We start from the raw sequence: 15,498 nt of genomic DNA on the forward strand, positions 1-15,498 counted from the left end.
CAGGCTGACGGTCGAACTTCTCCACTGGCGTGAGCCGCCGGAATTATCCGTCAACATCTGCAGATCCCAGTTGTTGGTGGGAAGCACGATCAGGACCGGGTGATTGCCGATCGCCGACCGCGCCCACCGCCCTCCGCCTTCGTCCCAGACCTGCCACTGCTGCGCGCCCGAGCCGTTGGGGCGCCAGACGCTCAGCCCGTAGTAGCTGTGAAAGGACAGCGCCCGATCCTTACCGGCCCAACCATAGGGGTCGTGCGGGGCGAACGCCGACGTGGTCACCCACACCCGCGCGCATCCCCGCCCTCGGTGATCGACGATGTTCCCCTTGCCGTTGGTGTCCTGGCGGATGGTCTCGCGGATCTCGGTGATCGCCTCGGTGGCCTTGGCGATGTCCTTGGCGATGCCGAAGGCGTTGAATACACCGGGAAGGCGCCGTCCGATCCCCCGCAGCCGACCTCGCCCACCCGAGCCGCCGCATGCACCGGTATCACCGACGTACCGAATACCGGGGCGACGAGCGCCGCGGAGACGATGGCCGCGGCCGCCTTTCTCCTGAACTGCATGGGAATCCCCTCCCCTTCTTCTGATGTGGGATCCGTATGTGCCAGGACCCTGTCGGGCGCATATCATCAAAATCTTGACGCCCGCTTGACGGCCATTCACGTCAACGAAAAGCAGGCGAATCATCAGGCCGCGTCCTGCAAAGTGATGACTCGCTCATCGTCCGGAGAGGCGGCCGTCATGGGCGGCTGTTTCCCGCGAGAACGGCCTGCCGTACCGCACTTCACCTACGCCGTCGATCCGGCCTTGACGGGGCGCGATGATCTCACGCAATGAACGCGTATATGTCGCGGGCGGATCCTCCCTCTGTGACTGCCTTCATACCCCCGCCCGGCCCGCGCCGCCTGCTGTATCTGTCGGTGGCGACGCGCGGACTGGGATTCGCGTTGTGGACCACGATCTCGGTCCTCTACTACACCCGCGTGGTGGGCCTATCGCCCGGCGAGGTCGCCGCAGGGCTGACCCTCGCCGGGCTTGCCGGCCTCGCCGCTGGCCCGCTGGTCGGACGGCTGGCCGATCGCCGCGGCATCCGTGAGATCACGCTCGTCGTCTACACCCTGCAGGTGGCGGGCCCGCTCCTCGCGCTGTTCGTGAGCGACTTTGTGACGTTTGTGGGCGTCGCCGTCCTGGTCAGCGCCTCGCTTGCGGTGTCACAAGGCCTGTCTCGCGGCTTGGTCGGCTACCTGGCGGGCGACCAGGCGACCACGCTGCGGGCGCAGAACCAGACGATCTCCCAGGTCACCGGGTGCGCGGGTATGGCGGTCCCGGCGATCGCCCTGCATCTCGACACACCTGGGGCGTACCGCACGATGATCGCCCTGTGCGCGCTCTTCCTGGCGGCCAGCCCGCTGCTCATCGCCAGGCTCCCGCACCTGCCCCCGGTCGCGGCGCCGTCGCGGGGCGCACGCGCAGCTCTGCGCGACCTCCCCTACCTGGCCGTCTGCGTGATCTGCGGGGTTCTCTACACCACGGTGGCGATCAGCGAGGTCGTCCTGCCCCTGTGGATCGTCCGGCAGACATCGGCGCCGCCGTGGACTCTCTCGGTGGTGCTCGTCGTCGCCTCGGTCGCCCTCGCGGTCCTGACCGTGCCGTTCACCGCCCGTGTCACTTCGCTCACCCAGGGCGGCCGCGCGCTGGTGCGCGGCGGCGCCACGGCCCTTGCCGCGTTCGCCCTCATCGGCCTGTCCTCGGGAATGCCCGCTCCCATCGCCTTCTGCCTGCTCCTCATGGGGGTCGCGCTCATCGCGCTGGCGGAACTCTGGGTGATGGCCGGGGAATTCGCCCTCTCCTACGGCCTGGCGCCCGCCCACGCGCAGGCCGAGTACCAGAGCGTGCTCTCGGTGGCCCAATCCCTGGCCGTCGCCATCACGCCCGGCATCGCCGTCCCCCTGATCGACACGGGCGGGATCGCGGGCTGGCTCACCATCGGACTGATCTTCACCCTCGCCGGCGCGCTGGCACCGCTGGCCGTCCGCCTCACCAAGGAGACCGTATGACCACCACCGTCGACCTGTCCCATTACGCCGGCGGCCGAGCCCTGCTCATCTTCCCCTTCGGCGCCGACCTGGCCCCCGCGATCGAAGCCTGCCAGCGCAGCGGTCTGACCATCGCCGGCGGCAACCTGGGCCAGTGCGCCCAGAGCACCACCTGCCTGCCGATGATCGCCCGCCACGGCCACGTCGACGTCGTCCTCACCTCCTCCGATCTGGAACGACTTCTGCGAGCCATGCAAACCTACGCAGGCGACCCAGCGGCCCCCATCCTCGTCGTCTCATAAAGCGGTGCGCTGAGCCGTCGAGCGGTGGCGAGGCTGGGGACAGCGACGATCGAGGCTGTGCACCGCGTGGGTGCTCCCGAACCGATCGAGGCCACCGTCCGCTCCGGCGACGCGGCCACGGCGCTCTGCCGCGTGCACCGGCAGGGGAAGGGACTGCCGGCCTTGCCAATACTCCGCGCCGCTGAGTATGCGGATCAGGAACTTGATGTTTCGTCGTGTCGGTGTCCATGAGGAAGTTGCGGCGGCCTGAGTGGTCCATTCGCCTGTGGGGTGGCGGTGACGCCGAGCAGGTGGGCGCGGCGGCTGCGGTGTTCGAGCAGGATCAGGGCGTAGATGCGTTTGAGGTTGATGGTGTCGGCGTGCAGGATGTCGACGGCGACGATGTGTTCGGCCTGGGCGGTCAGGAACTGCTTCCACGTTGGTCCGCTGCGGCGCGGGCTGGGTCAGCAGGGTGGCCGGAGTGACTGGGAAGATCTTCGCCCAGCGATGGCTGGGTATCAGATGCGAGAGCGCCGCCAGCCACAAGCGGTCGGCTGGTTCGTAGCGCACCCCTTGGGGAGCACCCGGTCCCACGAGATGAAGGACTCCAGCGCCATCGACGATTCGTGTTCTCGAGCCCCACAGGCTCACCGGGATACTCCCACCCGAGCTCACAGTCGCTGCTCTCTTGTGCTTCATCCTGGCAAGGATGGCCTGCATCAGGTGATGACCGTTCGTCAATGTCGTGGCGCGATCGTCGGTCCATGGCACATGTGGGAGCCGCCTTGGCGGTCATCGCCTTCTGTGCGGCGTGCGGCGCGGCCGCCTGCTTCCTGCACGGCGAGAGCGTCCGGCTCGGCGCCGCGTGTGGCGCGTTGCTGGGCCTGATCCTCGTGATCGTGGTCAGCCGGTGACCATGCCGACGACGAGGTTGATCGTGGTGGCCAGGATGCCGGTGCCGAAGACGTAGGACAGCAGGCAGTGCCGCAGTACGATCGCGCGGATCTTCGAGCTCGAGACATCGGTGTCGGAGACCTGGTAGGTCATCCCTAGGTTGTAACTGAAGTACAGGAAGTCGCTGTACGCCGGAGGGGCCTCGGAGTTGAAGTCGATCCCGCCCACCGGCGCCTCGTAGTAGAGGTACGCGTACCGGGTGGCGTACATCAGGTGCAGTGCCGCCCACGCCATGAACACGCCGCCGAGCGCGGTAGCGGCGGCCGCGTGGCTGGTGTCCGAGCTGCCGATCATGAGGAGCGCCACGATGGCCACCAGCCCGCACAGGGCCGCGGCGACGACCACGAACTCCTCGGTGACCGGGCGGAAGTCCTCGCGCCTGGCGTTCCTGTGCGTGGCGTCAGCGTCCATCGGCCACAGGACGATCCAGCCGGCCGCGACGAAGAGCGTCGCTGACGTGGCGATACCGCTGAGGGTGCCCAAGGGCAGGTCGGTCATCGCGCCGATGACCGCTCCCATCGCCGTACCGATGACCGCTGCGCCTGCGAGCCGGGCGACAGCGGACTGCGACGACCGGAGGTTCACGAAGGGCCACTTGCCGGGTTGACGGTGACGCGGAGGTGTTTCATCAGGGGCTGGTCGCTCTGGGTGCTGTAGTCGGTGATCGAGCACAACACGTTCATCTCCGGCATGTAGCCCGCGGCGCACCCCCTGGGCAGGTCGTGGGTGACCGCGAGGTAGCCGTGCAGGGAGCGGGTGCTGCCGTCCCTGGCGGTGCTGGTGATGTCGACGGGGTCGAACTCCGCGACCCCCCGCTCCCGCATGTCCTCGGCGTTCATGAAGATGAGCGTGCGCAGGTTCTTGATGCCCCGGTAGCGGTCGTTGTCGGAGTAGATGGTGGTGTTCCACTGGTCGTGTGACCGCATCGTCCCCAGCACCAGCGTCCCCGGCTCGGGCACCACGTCAGGCAGGGCCGCGCTGGAGAACTCCGCGCGTCCCGACGGGGTGAGGAACACCAGCTCCCGGGCGGGCTGCTTGATCCGGAACCCCATCGGCATCCGCACCCGCCGGTTGAAGTCCTCCAACCCGTCCAGCACCCTGGCCATCGTGTCGCGGATGCGGTCGTAGTCCTCCACGTACCACTCCCACCGGGTCGGGCTGCCGGGCAGGGCCGCCTTGGCCAGCCCGGCGATGATGGCCGGCTCCGACAGCAGGTGCGGCGAGGCCGGCCGCTTCATCCCAACCGACAGGTGGACCATGCTCATCGAGTCCTCCACCGACGTCCGCTGCAGGCCACCGCGCTGCTCGTCCTTCTCGGTGCGGCCCAGGCACGGCAGGATCAGCGCCTGCCGCCCGTGCACGAGATGGCTGCGGTTCAGCTTCGTGCTCACATGCACAGTCAGCTCGCACGAACGCAACCCCGCGTGCGTGTACGGAGTGTCCGGTGCGGCGAGCGCGAAATTGCCGCCCATGCCCACGAACACCTTCACCTCGCCGCGGACCATCGCCTCCACCGTGCCCACCACGTCCAGCCCGTCCGCGCGCGGCGGCTCGATCCCGCACACCTCCGCCAACCGGTCCAGGAACGCCGGAGCGGGCCGGTGATCGATCCCGCAGGTACGGTTGCCCTGCACGTTGCTGTGCCCACGCACCGGCGACGGCCCCGCCCCCTCCCGCCCCAGGTTGCCGCGCAGCAACAGCACGTTGACGATCTCACGGATGGTGTCGACGCCGTGCTCGTGCTGGGTGACGCCCAGACACCAGCTGATGATGCTGCGATCGGCGTCGCGGTACACCCGCGCCGCTCGGAGGATGTCCTCGCGGCCGAGCCCCGACTGGCGCTCGATCTCCTCCCAGGCGGTGGCCGCGCACAGCGCCTGGTACGCCTCGAAGCCCGTCGTGTGGGCCTTGATGAACTCCCGGTCCACCGCCTGGGGGTCGGTCGCGGCCAGCTCCAGCGTGGCCTTGGCGATCCCGCGCATCAGCGCCATGTCGCCGCCACTGCGCACCTGAAGGTTCATCGTCCCGGTGCGGGTGGCCCGGTTCAGCGCCATCTGCGTGAACTCGTGCGGGATGATCGTCCGCGTCGCCGCCGCCTCGATCATCGGATTGACGTGCACCACCTGCGCGCCCCGCCGGTAGGCCTGCGCGAGCGTGGTCAGCATCCTGGGCGCGTTGGAGGCCGCGTTGACGCCCATGACGAACAACGCATCCGCGCTCTCCCAGTCCCTGAGGTCGGCCGTGCCCTTCCCGGTGCCCAGCGACGCCGTCAGCGCGCGCCCGCTGGCCTCATGACACATGTTCGAGCAGTCAGGCAGATTATTCGTACCCAGCTCGCGGGCCATCAGCTGGTACAGGAAGGTCGCCTCGTTACCGAGCCGCCCCGAGGTGTAAAAGGCGGCCTGGTTCGGGTCGTCCAGCCCCCGCACGGCCCGGCCGAACACCTCGAACGCCTCCCCCCAGCTGATCGGCACGTAGCGGTCGCTGACCTCGTCGTACACCATCGGCTCGGTCAGCCGCCCCTGATCCTCCAGCGCGAAGTCGCTCCACCCGGACAGCTCGCTCACCGTGTGCGCGGCGAAGAAGTCCCGCCCCACCCGCTTACCGGTCATCTCCCAGGTGACGTGCTTGATGCCGTTCTCGCAGATGTCCAGGTGCAGGCCCTTGGTATCCGGCCAGGCGCACCCGGGACAGTCGAACCCGCCATCCTCGTGGTTCATCCGCAGCAGCGCCCGCGACCCCTCCACCACCTCGTGCTCGCGCAGGATGAACTCGGTGACCGCCTTGGCCGCACCCCATCCCGCTGCCGGATGCCGGTAGGGGCTGGACTCCGGAGCCTTGTCCGGCACCGCGCCCACGCTGGGCTCCAGGTGTTCGCGCTCGCCCGGTTCCTTCTCGTGTCCGGAATCACTCACCAGGCATCACCCTTCACCATGGCCGTCGGCCACAAAGACTCGGCCTCTTTCTCCAGGTATCCCCTTATCCGCAGCAATGGCCAGTATCATTTCCCAGTTATTACACTCCGCCGGATATATCGATTCCGCGCCGAACGCCATTACCGGCGATTTGTACCGGCCTCGGCAGGCTGTCGTAGAGCTCGAAGCGCTCGAGCAACCGAGCACGGCGTAGTGCGCGCTTCAGCTGTCCGGCGACGGCCACCAGGGCAACCCGCCCCCGGCCCCCGTCGAGCAGACGCTGAGCCAAGACAGCGAACGCGGCGACGCCCGCACGGTCGCAGCCGGTCACCCCGCTGGCGTCGATCACGAGGTCGGGCTCGTCGTTCCAGCCCCAGGCGACGTCCAGATGCGCGGTCAAGACCGGCACGCTGACGCGGTCCAGAGCACCGGCAATCCGAAGGACGGCGCGGCCGTCGCATCCGGCGAGCTGAACCTTCAGCGTGTACTCCGGCCGGAAGTCCTGCACGTCGATTGCATCTCCTCATGGGGCGGCCCCGGCCGGCTCGCGTCCGGCCGGCCACAAGGTTCTGGGCATGGTGTCCTGCAAGTGTGTGATGAGGGTACGGCTGAGGTGGTTGTCGGCGAGGACAACGCTTGTTGGTGTGCGCGACAGCGTCCCCGCTGCCCGGCCGGTGCGATAATCACGGCACCACGACCTGCGTTCGGAGCGGGGGTAGGGATGGGCGGGCGAGCTATCGACGATCATTCGGAGCCGCACCAGGTCGGCTCCCCCTTCGCCCAGCTGGCGGACTGGGTGGATTCGCAGGTGAGCCGGCTGACTGACGACGTCGTCGCCAAGACCGTGGACACGATGGAGGTGTACAGGACCGCCGTCCCACACGAGGAGCTGCGCCGCGCTGTTGAGCACAACCTCCGCTTCGTCGTCGCCGGCCTGCGCGCCCCCGGCAGCCCGCACGACCTCACCGCGCCTCAGGAGACCGGTCGCCGCCGCGCGTACCAGGACGTGCCGCTCCCCGAGGTGTTGCGGGTGTACCGCCTGGCGTTCGCCGCGGTCTGGGATGCCCTCACCCAGCACGCACGCCACGGCAGCCTCGACACCCTCATCGCCGCTTCGACGGCGCTGTGGCGGCTGGCCGACGAGCACGCGATCGCGGTCACCGAGGCCTACCGGGCCACCACCGCAGAGCTGCTGTCCGAGCAACGCCAGCGCCGCGCCGCCCTGGTCGAGGCCCTGTTCGACGGTCAGGCAGGGGTCGAGGTCAGCCCGTGGGAGATCGCCAAGCTCCTCGACTTCCGGCCCGACTCCGACCTCGTAGTCGTCGCGGCGGAGAACACCGGGCTGGCAGAGGCAGGGCTGCCCCGGGTGGAACAACGCCTCGCCGAGCGTGGCGTCGTTTCCGCGTGGCGCCTCACCCCCACCCTCCAGACCGGTGTCGCCTCGCTCCGGCACGGCCAGCGCGACGAACTGCTCGCCCTGCTCCGTGACATCGTGACGTCCCGCACAGGTGTCAGCCCGCCGTACCAGGCCTTGCGTGACACCCCCCGGGCCCTGCATCTGGCCGGGGTCGCCCTGGCGGGCATACCGTCGGGCCGCTGCGAGGTGCGCGCGTTCAGCACCAGCCCGCTCGCCGCGCTCATCGCCTGCGACTCCGAGGAGAGCCAACGCGTCGCCTACCAGGTGCTCGGTGCCGTACTCGAGCTTCCAGCCGAGGACAGAGCAAGCCTGCTGGAGACGTTGAACGCCTGGTTCGACCACGCCGGGTCCGCCGAGCACGCGGCGCAACAGCTCTACTGCCACCCCAACACCGTCAGGTACCGGCTGCGCCGCATCCACGAGCTCACCGGCCGATCACTCTCGCTGCCTTTCCACGTCGCCGAACTCGCCACCGCGCTCCAGGCGCTCCGCCTCGGCGCGGACCATGCGCGCAAGGAGAGGTAGGACACCGGCTGTGACCTCACGCTCTGCGTTGCGGAAGGGGAAGACGACCGCGCGGCCACCACAGCCGCTAGAACGCGTCCTGGTCTGTACCTACTCACCCGACCGCGACACGACGGTGTCCGTCGCGCGAGGAATGGCGCAGCCGACCGCAGATCATGAGCACTGCGACTGCCCGCAGGTAGTCGATGGACATCGAGCGACACCTCCTGAACGAGCCGAGTCCCGCGCTGCACGCCAGTGAGCGGCTCGCCTGTCGGCGCGTGAATGGCCAGGCGGACAGCAGGACGAGGGCGCCGGGCTGGTCGGCGCCACCGTCCAAGGTCGCCGGTGGCGTGGGCGAGCCCTTTCTCGTGTAACTGCGGCACTATTCTCGCTGCGTGAGTTCTTCCGGAGTGCGGGTGGCGGTGCTGGGCCCGGCGCGGGCTTGGCGGGATGGCATCGAGGTCGAGCTGGGCACACCCCAGCAACGGGCGTGGTCGACTCCCTCCAGGGGTGGAGGCCGGCGCGATGGCGAGGAGTGTCGGCGTCGTCACGTGGCCAGAGGGTCGTGCCAGCCGTTCGCGCCCGGTAGTTTGGCTGCCGCGCCGGGCCCCCACGATCCCTGCTGGTACGTCGCGGGCATCTCAGGGACGTCGATGATGTTCTCCACGATGCGCCAGCACTCCTGGATGGCGTGGAAGGAGGCGAAGCAGCGAGTGTCCCCGGTGACGGCGCCGTCGACGATGGTCTCGTACGGCTTCTCCTGCCTGCCGAGCACCTTCTCGTAGTCCACCTCCAGCGGGATCATGGTCGCCGCCTGGCCCTCCTCCGGCTCGCGGAGCAGCAGGTCGAACGACATGCCAGCGGTCGGCTCGAAGCGGAAGCGCAGCAGGTCGGGCGGCGTCGCCCCGCTCAGCGAGCCGAACAGGTCGAGCGGCGGCCTGCGCAGCTCCACCACCACGTCGGTGGAGGTGGTCTTCAGCGACTTGCCGCTGCGCAGGTAGAACGGGACGCCGGACCAGCGCCAGTTGTCCACCTCCAGGTGGGTGGCGACGTAGGTCTCGGTGGTGGATCCCGGCTTGACGCCCGGGACGTCCTGGTAGCCGTCGTACTGGCCGAACACGGTGTCGGTTCGCGCGATCGGCCGGGTGGCCCGCAGCACGCGCCACCTCTCGATCTGCTCGGAGTAGGCGTCCCTGGTGCTCGGCGGCTCCATGGCCAGTAGCGTGAACACCTGCAGCAGGTGGTTCTGCAGCACGTCCTTGACGCAGCCGACCGAGTCGTAGAACGAGCCGCGGTCGGCGACGTCGAAGTCCTCCAGCAGGTTGATCTGCATGTTGGCGATGTAGGACCGGTTCCACAGCGGTTCCAGCAGGGCGTTGGCGAAACGGGTGGCCTTCAGCCCGGCAATCGGCACCGACCCCAGGAAGTGGTCCACGCGCAGCAGGTGCTGGTCGTCGAAATACTGGCTCAGCTCCCTGTCCAGGCGCCTGGCCGAGTCCAGGTCGTGGCCGAACGGCTTCTCCACCACGAGCCTGGAGTCCCGGTTCAGCCCCGCCCCGGCCAGCGCCGCGGCGACCGTGGTGAACAGGGACGGCGGGATGGCCAGGTAGTGGGCGGCGAAGCCGTACCCCTTCAAGGCGTCCGCGAGCCGGTGGAAGGTGGCGCCGTCGGCGAAGTCGCCGGTGACGATGCTGAGCCTGGCGGCCAGGTCGGCGAAGACCTTCTCGTCGAAGTCCTGGACATCGGCCATGATCGACTGGCGGGCGTGCTCGCGCAGCGCCTGGTCGTCCCAGTCGCCGGCCGCGACGCCCACGACGGGGATGGTGACCTTGCCCTGCTCGGTCAGCCGGTACAACGCAGGAAAGATCATCTTCTTGACGAGGTCGCCGGTGATGCCGAACAGGACGAAGACGTCGGCCGTGCTCATTTGATCCCCCAGGAGCCGGTGAAGTCCTCGCCCTGCTTGAGGGTGATGACGTCGGTCCCGCTGCCGAACGCGTTGGGCGGGCTGGTCATCGGCTCCACGCCTAGCCCGTGTCTGCGTTGCGCCGATGGCACGTTGTCAGCTGTGTAGAGCTCCAGCCACGGATGCGCGCCGTCCAGCCAGAACGACGTGGTGCGCGCGGCACCCGTGAGGTGCACCCAGCCGCGCCCGTCCTCGTCGCGGTCCAGGTCGGTGAAGGCGCGGTCGATCCGCAGGCCGCCCAGGACGCGGCCCTGTCGCAGGTCGTACGGCGTGCCGTCGACGGGTTCAGCGGGCCCGCGCGGGATCATCCGGTCGTCGACCGGCAGGTGACGGCGGCCGGGCGCCTGGACGGTGCAGGAGTCGATCGGCTCGCCCGCCGTCAGGTACGGGTGGGCGCCGTGCGCGTAAGGGGCGGGCGCCTCGCCCTCGTTCCTGGCCGTGACCCTGATCGTCAGGCCGTCCTCGGCGTGCAGGGCGTACTCGGCCTCCAGCGCGAGGCGGAACGGGTAGCCGGGCGTGCCCAGCAGGCGGCAGGCCAGCCGTACCCGGTCAGCCTGACGCTCGACCAGCCCCCAGGACAGCCAGCGGACCAGGCCGTGGATCGCGCAGTCGTACCGCGGCTCGTTCACGTCCAGCTGGTACGGTCGCCCCTCCCAGGTGTAGCGGCCGCGGTCGATGCGGTTCGGCCAGGGGATGAGCAGCTGCCCGAAGGCGGCGGGCGCGGGCTCCTCCACACCGTAGGTCAGGATGAGCGCCTCCCCCCGGCGGGTCAGCTCCCGTAGCCCGGCACCCTGCTCGGTCACCACGGCCGCGTAGGCGCCTGCGGTTATGGAGTATTGCTCACCACTGAGCGCATTTCCCATATCCGGCTACCTACCCGTACGACTCGCTCGCGGATATCGACGGCCGGTAAACAACGTGGCAATAACGACTAATTGCACATATCCATCTATAGCGGAGGGGGTAAATCCCCTGGCGGATCGAACCGTCGGAGATTGTCGGACGCTACGGGGGTAGCGCATGGCTGTCACGGAAAGCGGCGAGGCGAGCGATCGCCCGGTCGCCCGCACGGACTCGGGGCCCGGCAAGAGCAGCCTCATCAAGTGGGCGCTGTTTGCCACCTTGGGCAGCTTCCTGTTCGGATACGACACCGGCGTCGTGTCAGGAGCCATGCTCTACATCCGCGACCAGTTCCACCTCAGTTCTTTCATGCAGGGAGCTGTGGTCAGCGTCCTGCTGCTCAGCGCCGCCGCCACCGCGCCGTTCGCCGGGCGGTTCGCCGACCGGCACGGACGCCGCTTCACCCTGATCGTTGTCGCGGTGATCTTCACCGTCGGCCTGCTTGTCGCCGCTCTGGCGCCCAACGTGTGGTTCCTGCTGCTCGCCCGGCTGATTCTGGGGGCGGGTGTCGGCGCGGCCTCGGCGATCGTGCCGGTCTACCTGTCGGAGATGGCGCCGACCAAGATGCGCGGCCGGGTGGTGTCCATGCACCAGCTGATGGTCACCATCGGCCTGCTCACCTCCTACCTCGTCGACCTGGCCTTCTCCGGGTCGGAGAACTGGCGCGCCATGTTCGGCGCCGGGCTGGTCGTCTCGGTGCTGATGATCGTCGGTATGCGCAGGTCGCCGGAGACTCCGGCGTGGCTCCTCCAGAACGAGCGACCCGACCAGGCGCGAGCCGTACTGAAGGAGATCTATCCGGCCGGGCAGGTGGATCAGGTCATGGCCGCCTACGGCGCCGGCGGCAAGGGCGCCGGTCGGCGCATGTCGTGGCGGGAGGTGCTGACCTCGCCCGCCGTACGGCCCGCCCTGATCGTCGGCGTCGGCCTGGCCGCGCTGCAGCAGTTCTCGGGCATCAACACGATCATGTACTACGCGCCCACGATCATGGAGAAGACCGGGCTGAACGCGTCGAACGCGCTGGTCTACTCGATCGTCATCGGCGTGATCAACCTGGTGATGACGCTCGTCGCGCTGCGCCTCACCGACAGCGCCGGACGCCGCCCGCTGCTGATCGTCTCCGCAGCGCTGATGATGCTCGCCACCATCCCGCTCGGCCTGGCCTTCATCACCTTGACGGGCAGCGCCTCCAGCCTGACCGCGCTGGCCTCGACCGGCGCCTACATCATGGCCTTCGCGGTCGGGCTCGGACCGGTGTTCTGGCTGCTCAACTCCGAGATCTACCCGCCCCAGGCGCGAGCGCAGGCGGCCAGCATCGCGACCATGGTCAACTGGCTTTCCAACTTCATCGTCAGCCAGTCGTTCCTGCCGCTGTCAGAAAGCATCGGCCAGGGCGCCACGTTCTGGCTGTTCGGCGCGGTGTGCGCACTCACGCTGCTGTTCATCATCCGCCGGGTGCCCGAGACCAAGAACCGCACGCTCGCCCAGATCAGCGACAGCCTCCACCACACCGGCCACAACCCCGCATAGGCGGGCCGTCTCGCTCGTCATGCCGGCCCCGGGTATCGGTGGTGACACCAGACCTCGCCACGGTCACATGAGGTCGGTGCGGACCGGGGCCGCGTCATGGCCGAGGCGCGCAGACGCGAACGGATTGAGGGCTCGTGGGTGGAAACCACTGCCGTATTCGCGGGTGGAGGCTCCGCCTGCGCGAAACGGTTGCGACGCGGCTGCCGGACGTGGCCCAAGGAGTGTGGCCAGTGCTGCAGCAGACGGCAGCGGTCTCGCTATCCTGGTTGATCGCCGCCAGATGGGCCGGCCACCCAGAACCGGTGTTCGCCCCGATCGCCACCGCGGTGGGGCTCAACGCTCAGCTGGGTGAGCGGGGGAGCAACGCCGTCCGGCTGCTGGTCGGCGTCATCGTGGGCGTCCTGGCTGCCGAGGGCAGCCAGTGGGTCTGGAATACCCCGCAGCACCTGTTGGCCGCCCTGTCCACGGCTGTCTTCGTCTCCTTGATGATCGCCCTGGCGTTGACGTCCGAGCGGATCGTCATGGCCCAGGCGGCCGCCAGCGCCGTGATCGCCGTCCTCACCGGAGAACCTCATGCCACTACCTACCGGCTCATCGACGCACTCATCGGTGTGGGCGTCGCGCTGCTGTTCAGCCAACTCCTGCTTCCGGCCCAACCGCTGTCCACGCTGCGCAGCGCGGAACGCCGAGCGCTGGGGCACCTGTCGGAGACGGTAGGCCTTGTCGCCCGCGCCCTGGACGGGCACGACGCGAAGCTCGCCGAACAAGCCATGGACCAGATGGAGGATGCGGTCGCCCATTTGGCAGACATCACCCACGTACGCGGCAGAAGCACCCGCTCGGCGCAGCGCGCTCCCCTGCACCGCAGCCGTCTGAACGCCGTGCGGCAGGAAACCAAACGCGCCCACCACCTTCAGCTGCTCAGCCTGAGCTGCCTGTCTCTGATGCGGGCGCTGTTGGGACCGACGACGGCAAACAGATCGATGAAGCTCACCCTGACGCGTGGCCTCGAGAGAGTGCTGGACAGCCTCGCCATCCTCGACGGGCACGCCGAACGGCAAGCTGCCGGGCAGATGCTCGACCTTGTTCACGTGATCGGCGAAGACGCCCGCGACAGCCAGGAGTTCATGCACACGGTCGGAGCGATCCTCCGCCGAACCGCCATCGACGTGCTGGTCTTCACCGGTGATGGGGAGGATGAGGCGGCCGTTGCGGTGGACGCGGCCTGGCATGGGGGAAGCACGGACCCTGAAGGCCCGCATGACTCTCCGCCAAGTACATAACCTCCGTGCCACTCTCGCAAGATGAACGGCAGTTCCTCCAGCATCCCGTTCGCCACCTGCTCCAGTTGCTCGGAGGAGTCACCGTCGCGGACGACCAACAAGCGCCCTTGCTCATCAAGGTCACGTCCCGGATTCCGCGAAGGATTCACACGAAGCCGACGAGGACCTCACTGACCAGGCCTGACACACTTGTCTCATTGCCCCATGCCCATCGCGCACCTGCCACCCTCCGCTCCCAGGTCGCGCAGGCGACCGCTGGATCCAGACCGTTCCAGGGCGAGGATGGTTCACCTACTTCCGCATCTACGGCCCCCAGCAGCCGACTTCGACGGCTAATAGCGTCACTTCGAGCCGCTGAGCTGAGGGGCAGTTCGCCAGGGACCAGCGGGTGAGGAGGGGGAGCCGCCGGTGGTCGGTCCGTACGCGGCGCCGGTGGCATTGGCGATGTACGCGCTGTTCGGCGTTCCCGGCATTTGATCGTCGGGCCGATGTCGGCGACAGCATTGACGATCCCGGTGGGGCAGCTTCCGAAACTGTTCGACGTCCCCCAAGGCGAAGGGAGCCACCGAGCGGAGCCTCCTCATGGAGGGATGTCCCGGCCGCTTGTGCTTGTCGGCGGGCGCGGTGCGGGGCTGCCGAACGGGCTTCCGTCGCCAGCCTCCAGGTAGTCGCGCAGGCTCGTCATGTAGTGCTGCCAGCTGCGGCTGCACATGCCGAAGCACTCCAGCGCCTCGCTCAGGCCCTGGTGGTGGAAGACGAGCTCGGAGGTGTCGCCGTCGACCGGGGTAATGGTGAACGTGGGCCTGGTGCCGATCCAGTCGGGCAGGAAGGGGCAGTCGACGACGGTCCATCGCACCGACGTCGGCCGGGCCGCCTCCTCGACGCGGATCACGAGTGGCTCGGGGGTGTTCATGAGGAACCGCAGCTCGCCGCCGGTCGCACCGGACCCGGTCACCGGGTTCCACCATGCCGCGAGCCCCGTGACAGTGGTGAGCGCGTCGAAGAGGGCGTCAGGAGAGGCTTTCACACGCACGGTCGTCAGGTAGTCCACAGTGCTTGTCATGGCCAAGTCCTAATCAGTCGTAGCCGGTAGCCCGGTGAGGAAGACTCGCTGGTTGGCAGCCATCTGGTGGGTGAGCGCTTGTAGGTCTTGGCCTTCAAGTCCTACTGAAAGAACGCGCCCCCGCTGGTTGGCCGGGAGGGTTGATCGCTTCTGGGATGTCGGGCTGGGATCGATCCTCGGCGCCCGGCCGCTCGCAGAGTTCAGCGATGACCGCGACCGCTACGCCAACGAGCGTAGGAGCTACACCGAGTCCAGTCCCATCACCCGGCGCACCTGACAGGCTGGACGCGCTCGGCCCGGCGGGGAACCTCGCCGCTTGTCGAAGGTGGTCTCCTCGAAATCCCCATCCTGGTCACTGCCTAGAAGTTCCACTTCTTGACGTACCACTCCTCAGGCTCTCCGATGAGCGCGCTGAGATCGACGCATTCGGTGCGGTACCCGTAGTAGTGGTTGTAGTACGTCCTCATCGCCTCACAGGCTGGCTCGGACTCGTATGGGCCGTAGTAGGTCCAGGCTGGCCAAGGGCCATCCGGGACGGGCAGGTCCTCGTCAGCGTGGGCCGGGCTAGCGATCATTGCGGCGGCGAAGGCGCCGACGAGCAAGGGCAGGACGCGCTTGAACATGATCAAATTCTCCATTCTGAGTG

At 68.3% G+C, this 15,498-nt stretch carries 15 protein-coding genes; 8 read left to right on the top strand and 7 right to left on the bottom strand.

What is annotated here, in order from left to right; genetic code table 11:
* Nucleotides 1-306 precede the first annotated feature (306 nt).
* The 5 genes from ACIBG8_RS09710 to ACIBG8_RS09730 all read left to right on the top strand — a co-directional run bounded on the left by ACIBG8_RS09710 (nt 307) and on the right by ACIBG8_RS09730 (nt 3,231).
* The gene (locus ACIBG8_RS09710; RefSeq protein ID WP_397342213.1) at nt 307-837 is read left to right on the top strand and encodes a hypothetical protein; all 531 of its coding nucleotides are present in this window, start codon (nt 307-309) and stop codon (nt 835-837) included.
* A 32-nt stretch (nt 838-869) separates the two neighbouring features.
* Nucleotides 870-2,057 (top strand): MFS transporter, encoded by a 1,188-nt coding sequence (locus tag ACIBG8_RS09715; protein WP_397342214.1) that lies wholly within the window; start codon nt 870-872, stop codon nt 2,055-2,057.
* On the top strand, nt 2,054-2,338 hold the full coding sequence (locus tag ACIBG8_RS09720) for a hypothetical protein (RefSeq protein ID WP_397342215.1): 285 nt from the start codon (nt 2,054-2,056) through the stop codon (nt 2,336-2,338). Before ACIBG8_RS09715 ends, ACIBG8_RS09720 begins: the two co-directional genes overlap by 4 nt.
* Nucleotides 2,339-2,565: 227 nt before the next feature.
* On the top strand, nt 2,566-2,802 hold the full coding sequence (locus ACIBG8_RS09725) for a hypothetical protein (RefSeq protein ID WP_397342216.1): 237 nt from the start codon (nt 2,566-2,568) through the stop codon (nt 2,800-2,802).
* A gap of 279 nt (nt 2,803-3,081) precedes the next feature.
* Entirely contained in the window at nt 3,082-3,231 is a 150-nt protein-coding gene (locus ACIBG8_RS09730; protein ID WP_397342217.1) for a hypothetical protein, read from the top strand.
* Here the strand turns inward: ACIBG8_RS09730 and ACIBG8_RS09735 are convergent.
* From ACIBG8_RS09735 to ACIBG8_RS09745, 3 genes are all read right to left on the bottom strand, one after another.
* Complete coding sequence (locus ACIBG8_RS09735) at nt 3,221-3,856, bottom strand: DUF1345 domain-containing protein (RefSeq protein ID WP_397342218.1); 636 nt, start codon at nt 3,854-3,856, stop codon at nt 3,221-3,223. The genes ACIBG8_RS09730 and ACIBG8_RS09735 overlap by 11 nt on opposite strands.
* Nucleotides 3,853-6,186, bottom strand: a complete 2,334-nt coding sequence (locus tag ACIBG8_RS09740) for an FdhF/YdeP family oxidoreductase (protein WP_397342219.1) — start codon at nt 6,184-6,186, stop codon at nt 3,853-3,855. The genes ACIBG8_RS09735 and ACIBG8_RS09740 overlap by 4 nt, the downstream gene beginning before the upstream one ends.
* 100 nt (nt 6,187-6,286) lie before the next feature.
* Complete coding sequence (locus tag ACIBG8_RS09745) at nt 6,287-6,694, bottom strand: STAS domain-containing protein (RefSeq protein ID WP_397342220.1); 408 nt, start codon at nt 6,692-6,694, stop codon at nt 6,287-6,289.
* Nucleotides 6,695-6,994: 300 nt separating this feature from the next.
* Between ACIBG8_RS09745 and ACIBG8_RS09750 the strand changes: the two genes are divergently transcribed.
* Nucleotides 6,995-8,128 (top strand): PucR family transcriptional regulator, encoded by a 1,134-nt coding sequence (locus tag ACIBG8_RS09750; RefSeq protein ID WP_397342221.1) that lies wholly within the window; start codon nt 6,995-6,997, stop codon nt 8,126-8,128.
* A 529-nt stretch (nt 8,129-8,657) separates the two neighbouring features.
* Here the strand turns inward: ACIBG8_RS09750 and zwf are convergent.
* Nucleotides 8,658-10,037, bottom strand: coding sequence for a glucose-6-phosphate dehydrogenase (zwf, locus tag ACIBG8_RS09755; RefSeq protein WP_397342222.1), 1,380 nt, complete (start codon nt 10,035-10,037; stop codon nt 8,658-8,660).
* Nucleotides 10,034-10,939 (bottom strand): aldose 1-epimerase family protein, encoded by a 906-nt coding sequence (locus ACIBG8_RS09760; RefSeq protein WP_397342223.1) that lies wholly within the window; start codon nt 10,937-10,939, stop codon nt 10,034-10,036. The genes zwf and ACIBG8_RS09760 overlap by 4 nt, the downstream gene beginning before the upstream one ends.
* A 157-nt stretch (nt 10,940-11,096) precedes the next feature.
* Between ACIBG8_RS09760 and ACIBG8_RS09765 the strand changes: the two genes are divergently transcribed.
* Both ACIBG8_RS09765 and ACIBG8_RS09770 read left to right on the top strand, forming a co-directional pair.
* Entirely contained in the window at nt 11,097-12,506 is a 1,410-nt protein-coding gene (locus ACIBG8_RS09765; RefSeq protein WP_397342225.1) for a sugar porter family MFS transporter, read from the top strand.
* A 230-nt stretch (nt 12,507-12,736) separates the two neighbouring features.
* Entirely contained in the window at nt 12,737-13,789 is a 1,053-nt protein-coding gene (locus ACIBG8_RS09770) for an aromatic acid exporter family protein (protein WP_397342226.1), read from the top strand.
* A gap of 580 nt (nt 13,790-14,369) precedes the next feature.
* On the opposite strand, the gene ACIBG8_RS09775 is transcribed toward ACIBG8_RS09770, so the two are convergent.
* Entirely contained in the window at nt 14,370-14,852 is a 483-nt protein-coding gene (locus ACIBG8_RS09775; RefSeq protein ID WP_397342228.1) for an SRPBCC domain-containing protein, read from the bottom strand.
* A 359-nt stretch (nt 14,853-15,211) separates the two neighbouring features.
* Nucleotides 15,212-15,475: a hypothetical protein gene (locus ACIBG8_RS09780; RefSeq protein WP_397342229.1), complete on the bottom strand. Its 264-nt coding sequence runs from the start codon at nt 15,473-15,475 to the stop codon at nt 15,212-15,214.
* Between the last annotated feature and the right edge of the window lie 23 nt (nt 15,476-15,498).

The sequence above is a fragment of the Nonomuraea sp. NPDC050556 genome (assembly GCF_044457355.1).
Taxonomy (GTDB): Bacteria; Actinomycetota; Actinomycetes; order Streptosporangiales; family Streptosporangiaceae; genus Nonomuraea.

What these genes read in the sequence shown, in the direction of transcription:
- ACIBG8_RS09720 (WP_397342215.1), top strand. Translation starts at nt 2,054, where the DNA reads ATGACCACCACCGTCGACCTGTCCCATTACGCCGGCGGCCGAGCCCTG.
- ACIBG8_RS09725 (WP_397342216.1), top strand. Translation starts at nt 2,566, where the DNA reads ATGAGGAAGTTGCGGCGGCCTGAGTGGTCCATTCGCCTGTGGGGTGGC.
- ACIBG8_RS09730 (WP_397342217.1), top strand. Translation starts at nt 3,082, where the DNA reads ATGGCACATGTGGGAGCCGCCTTGGCGGTCATCGCCTTCTGTGCGGCG.
- zwf (WP_397342222.1), bottom strand. Translation starts at nt 10,037, where the DNA reads ATGAGCACGGCCGACGTCTTCGTCCTGTTCGGCATCACCGGCGACCTC.
- ACIBG8_RS09760 (WP_397342223.1), bottom strand. Translation starts at nt 10,939, where the DNA reads ATGGGAAATGCGCTCAGTGGTGAGCAATACTCCATAACCGCAGGCGCC.
- ACIBG8_RS09765 (WP_397342225.1), top strand. Translation starts at nt 11,097, where the DNA reads ATGGCTGTCACGGAAAGCGGCGAGGCGAGCGATCGCCCGGTCGCCCGC.
- ACIBG8_RS09775 (WP_397342228.1), bottom strand. Translation starts at nt 14,852, where the DNA reads ATGACAAGCACTGTGGACTACCTGACGACCGTGCGTGTGAAAGCCTCT.
- ACIBG8_RS09780 (WP_397342229.1), bottom strand. Translation starts at nt 15,475, where the DNA reads ATGTTCAAGCGCGTCCTGCCCTTGCTCGTCGGCGCCTTCGCCGCCGCA.